Origin of the sequence: Trichloromonas sp. (assembly GCF_041583255.1) — a bacterium.
Classification (GTDB): Bacteria; Desulfobacterota; Desulfuromonadia; order Desulfuromonadales; family Trichloromonadaceae; genus Trichloromonas.
The window spans coordinates 1-3,448 of record NZ_JBFHGD010000285.1; the positions used below are offsets into that span (position 1 = coordinate 1).

The 3,448-nt window shown below is 59.2% G+C and carries 5 protein-coding genes; 1 reads left to right on the forward strand and 4 read right to left on the reverse strand.

The window, feature by feature from the left end; translation table 11 throughout:
• The 3 genes from ABYV89_RS15650 to ABYV89_RS15660 all read right to left on the reverse strand — a co-directional run.
• On the reverse strand, positions 1-778 hold a 778-nt coding region (locus ABYV89_RS15650; RefSeq protein WP_432823867.1), incomplete at its 3' end, for an ammonium transporter.
• A 241-nt stretch (positions 779-1,019) separates the two neighbouring features.
• Positions 1,020-2,078 carry a branched-chain amino acid aminotransferase gene (locus ABYV89_RS15655; protein ID WP_432823868.1) on the reverse strand — a complete coding sequence of 353 codons (1,059 nt, stop codon included), beginning with the start codon at positions 2,076-2,078 and terminating at the stop codon, positions 1,020-1,022.
• Between the two features lie 125 nt (positions 2,079-2,203).
• Positions 2,204-2,380, reverse strand: a complete 177-nt coding sequence (locus ABYV89_RS15660) for a hypothetical protein (RefSeq protein WP_432823869.1) — start codon at positions 2,378-2,380, stop codon at positions 2,204-2,206.
• Between the two features lie 178 nt (positions 2,381-2,558).
• Between ABYV89_RS15660 and ABYV89_RS15665 the strand changes: the two genes are divergently transcribed.
• Positions 2,559-2,846 carry a J domain-containing protein gene (locus tag ABYV89_RS15665; protein WP_432823870.1) on the forward strand — a complete coding sequence of 96 codons (288 nt, stop codon included), beginning with the start codon at positions 2,559-2,561 and terminating at the stop codon, positions 2,844-2,846.
• Positions 2,847-2,850: 4 nt separating this feature from the next.
• On the opposite strand, the gene ABYV89_RS15670 is transcribed toward ABYV89_RS15665, so the two are convergent.
• Positions 2,851-3,448: carbonic anhydrase (locus ABYV89_RS15670; protein WP_432823871.1), on the reverse strand; the 598-nt coding region annotated here is incomplete at its 5' end.

The window sequence follows — 3,448 nt, forward strand, 5'->3', positions numbered from 1 at the left end:
CCGCCGCCGCGGTCTGCGTGGTGGTGAACGCCAGGGCGGCACTGCTCCCCGCCGACAGGGCGCTGCCGGCATTGAAACCGAACCAGCCGAACCAGAGCAGACCGGCACCGAGCAGGGTCATCGGCAGGTTATGCGGCGTCATGCGCTCATGGGGATAGCCCCGGCGCTTGCCGAGCACGATAGCCAACACCAGGGCGGTGATCCCCGACGTAAAATGGACTACGGTGCCGCCGGCGAAATCGAGCGCACCGTCATTCAGCAGCCAGCCCCCCTCCCCCCAGACCCAGTGGGCCACCGGATCGTAGACCAGGGTTCCCCACAGCAGGATGAAGACGCAGTAGGTGGAAAATTTCATGCGCTCGGCAACCGCCCCGGAGATCAGCGCCGGGGTAATGATGGCGAACATCCCCTGAAACATGACGAAGACGTAGGTCGGAATGGTCCCGGTCAGCGACTCGGGGGTGATCCCGTTGAGAAAAAGATGATCGAGGCCGCCGATGAACGAACCGGCGCCGCCGAAAGTCAGGGAATAGCCGAGCACCACCCACTGCACCCCCATGATGGCCAGGGCGGCAAAGGTGTGCATGGTGGTCGACAGCACGTTCTTGGCCCGCACCATCCCGCCGTAAAAGAGGGCCAACCCCGGCAGCATGACCAGCACCAGCGCCGATGAAACCAGCATCCAGGCGGTATCGCCGCTGTCGGGTCCCTCTACGGCAACGGCCGGAAAGGCGGCCAGCAGGACAAAACCGGCCAGCAGGAAGAGTATCTTATTCATTCGGTTCGGCATCGTTGCACCTCCATGAAGACGTCAGCGTCTGTTGGATTAATTTCTGAAAGTCATGAAGCAGATAGAGCAATGGCCATGCCACACCCATTATACTCGTCTTTTGGGGCTCCTGGGCACCGGAGGACAACGACACTGCACATTTAATAGGCAACACGTCTAATTCAGAGCACAAAAAAAGCCCCCATCCGGAGATAGGGGCTTGTTTGTGCAACAGAAGGTTATTTAACAATCAGATCTTCTCGATCCAGCCGTGCGCATCGACAATTTTGCCATACTGGATGCCGGTCAGCGTTTCATAGAGCTTACCGGTCAGCTCGCCCATGGCGCCATCGCCGATCGTTACGGTGCGATCCCGGTAAGTGAACTGGCCCACCGGCGAAACCACCGCAGCGGTGCCGGTGCCGAAGGCTTCTTTCAGGCGGCCGCTGGCGGCGCCCTCGAGAATTTCGTCGACCGACAGGGCCCGCTCTTCAACCTGCAGCCCCATCTCGCGAACCAGGGTCAGGATCGAGCGACGAGTGATGCCGTCAAGGATCGTCCCCTTCAGGGGCGAGGTCACAACTTTGCCGTCATAGAGGAAGCAGATATTCATACTGCCGACCTCTTCGACGTACTTGCGCTCGACCGCATCGAGCCAGAGCACCTGGTCGTAACCCTCGGCCGTCGCTTCCATCGAAGCCTTGAGACTGGCCGCATAGTTGCCGCCGGTCTTGGCTTCGCCGGTCCCGCCGGGAGCGGAACGGACGTAGGCATCGGAAATCAGAATCTTGACCGGGCTGAAGCCGTTCTTGTAGTAGGCCCCGACCGGCGAGAGGATGATGTAGAAGAGGTATTTATTGGAAGGGCGCACGCCGAGGTACGGGTCGACCGCGATCATGGTCGGCCGCACGTAAAGGCTGGTGCCGAGGCTGCGGGGGACCCAGTCCGCCTCGAGCCGGACCAGCTCCTTGAGCGCCTTGAGGACAAAATTGACGTCAAGCTCCGGCATGCACATGCGTGCCGCACTGCGGTTGAAACGCTCGAAGTTGTCACGGGGACGAAACGTGGCAAGGCTGCCGTCGGTGTGACGGAAGACCTTGAGACCTTCGAAAATCTCCTGCGCATAGTGAAGCACGGCGCAGGCGGGGTCGAGGCTGAACGGGCCATAGGGAACGATCCGGGGCGAGTGCCAACCGAGTCCGGTTTCGTAATCCATGACGAACATCCGGTCGGTGAACAGGGTGCCGAAGCCAAGCTTCGACTCGTCCGCAACGCGGGTCTTCTTCTCGGTAACGGGGAAAATATCCATGATTCTACAATGCCTCCGGTCTTATCGTGTATACCCCTGAAAGGAGTTTTCTATCACAACCGAAGGAGCCGGGCAAGGGTTTTAAAGCGGCCCAGAAACCGCCCGGGAACCATGGATCGTCCCGCTCATTTGCCGTCGCCAGTCTTTGAGGGGGAAAGCTGCTCCGTGCCGTACAGCAGGTTTTTCATGTTCTCCCGCTCCTCATCCTCGCGAAACCGGCGAACCAGCCGTTCATACTCGGCCCTCTCCGAGCTATTGGTCAACCGATAATCCTGCGCCCGGATTCTCCACAGATCTTCCATGGCCCACCCCTTTCCTCTGCAAATGTTGACGGCTGCACACAGGAGGATGGTACCACCAGGCCGATGTTAGTCAAGGTATTTTTTACTATTATTGGTAGAACACGATTCTAGAGATTGCGGCACCAGGTACAGGCATGATAAAAGTACGATTCGACCGGCACAAAGGGCGGAGGGAACAATGACCTATGCTGAACTGAAGAAGGCCCTCGAGGTTCTGGAGCTGCCCGAACGGGCCAGCCTCAAGGAGATCAAGACCAGGCACCGCCGCCTGGTCAAGCGGCACCACCCGGATCACGACCCCGGCCAGGCCCCCGAACGCATCCGCGACATCAACGAGGCCTATCGGCTGCTGCTCGATTTTTGCGCCAGCTACAGATTCTGTTTTTCACAGGAAGAATTTTACGAGCAGAACCCGGAAGAACGCCTGCGACAGCAATTCTCCCAGGATCCGGTGTGGGGCGGGTGAAACCTCAGGTCATCAGCTCGAACAGTTCGGTTTCGTCGTTGAAACTATAAATCTCGCCGGTTTCGATGATGTAGTGCCAGCCGTAGATATTGAGCTTGCCCTCGCGGTATTTTTCCGCAACATAGGGATACGTCAGCAGGTTGCGCATCTGCACCAGGATATTGACCTGCTCGGTGAGCCATTCGCGCTCTTCGGGGGAGTCGTCGGTCATCAGGCGATCGACCCGCCCCTTGACCTCCTTCGACACCTCCAGCCACTTGCGCACATGGGGAAGGTGGTCGAGTTTTTCAGGCGGCAGGTTCAGGGCCGCGCAGCCGCCGCAGTTGGAATGGCCGCAGACGACGATGGTATCGACTTCGAGGGCCAGCACCGCATATTCGACGGCCGAGGTGGTGGAGACATACTCTTCGGTCTTGCGGTAGGGGGGGACGATATTGGCGACGTTGCGGACGATAAACAGCTCACCCGGGGTGGTCTGGGTGATCATGTTCGGCACCACCCGCGAATCGGAGCAGCCGATGAACAGGGTGTGGGGGGACTGCTGCCGGCCGAGGGTCTTGAACAGCTCGCGATGACTCTCGAAATCCTCTTTGCGAAACTTC

Bases quoted from the DNA above. Each gene is read 5' to 3' on its own strand.
- ABYV89_RS15655 (WP_432823868.1), bottom strand. From the start codon at position 2,078: ATGGATATTTTCCCCGTTACCGAGAAGAAGACCCGCGTTGCGGACGAG.
- ABYV89_RS15665 (WP_432823870.1), top strand. From the start codon at position 2,559: ATGACCTATGCTGAACTGAAGAAGGCCCTCGAGGTTCTGGAGCTGCCC.
- ABYV89_RS15660 (WP_432823869.1), bottom strand. From the start codon at position 2,380: ATGGAAGATCTGTGGAGAATCCGGGCGCAGGATTATCGGTTGACCAAT.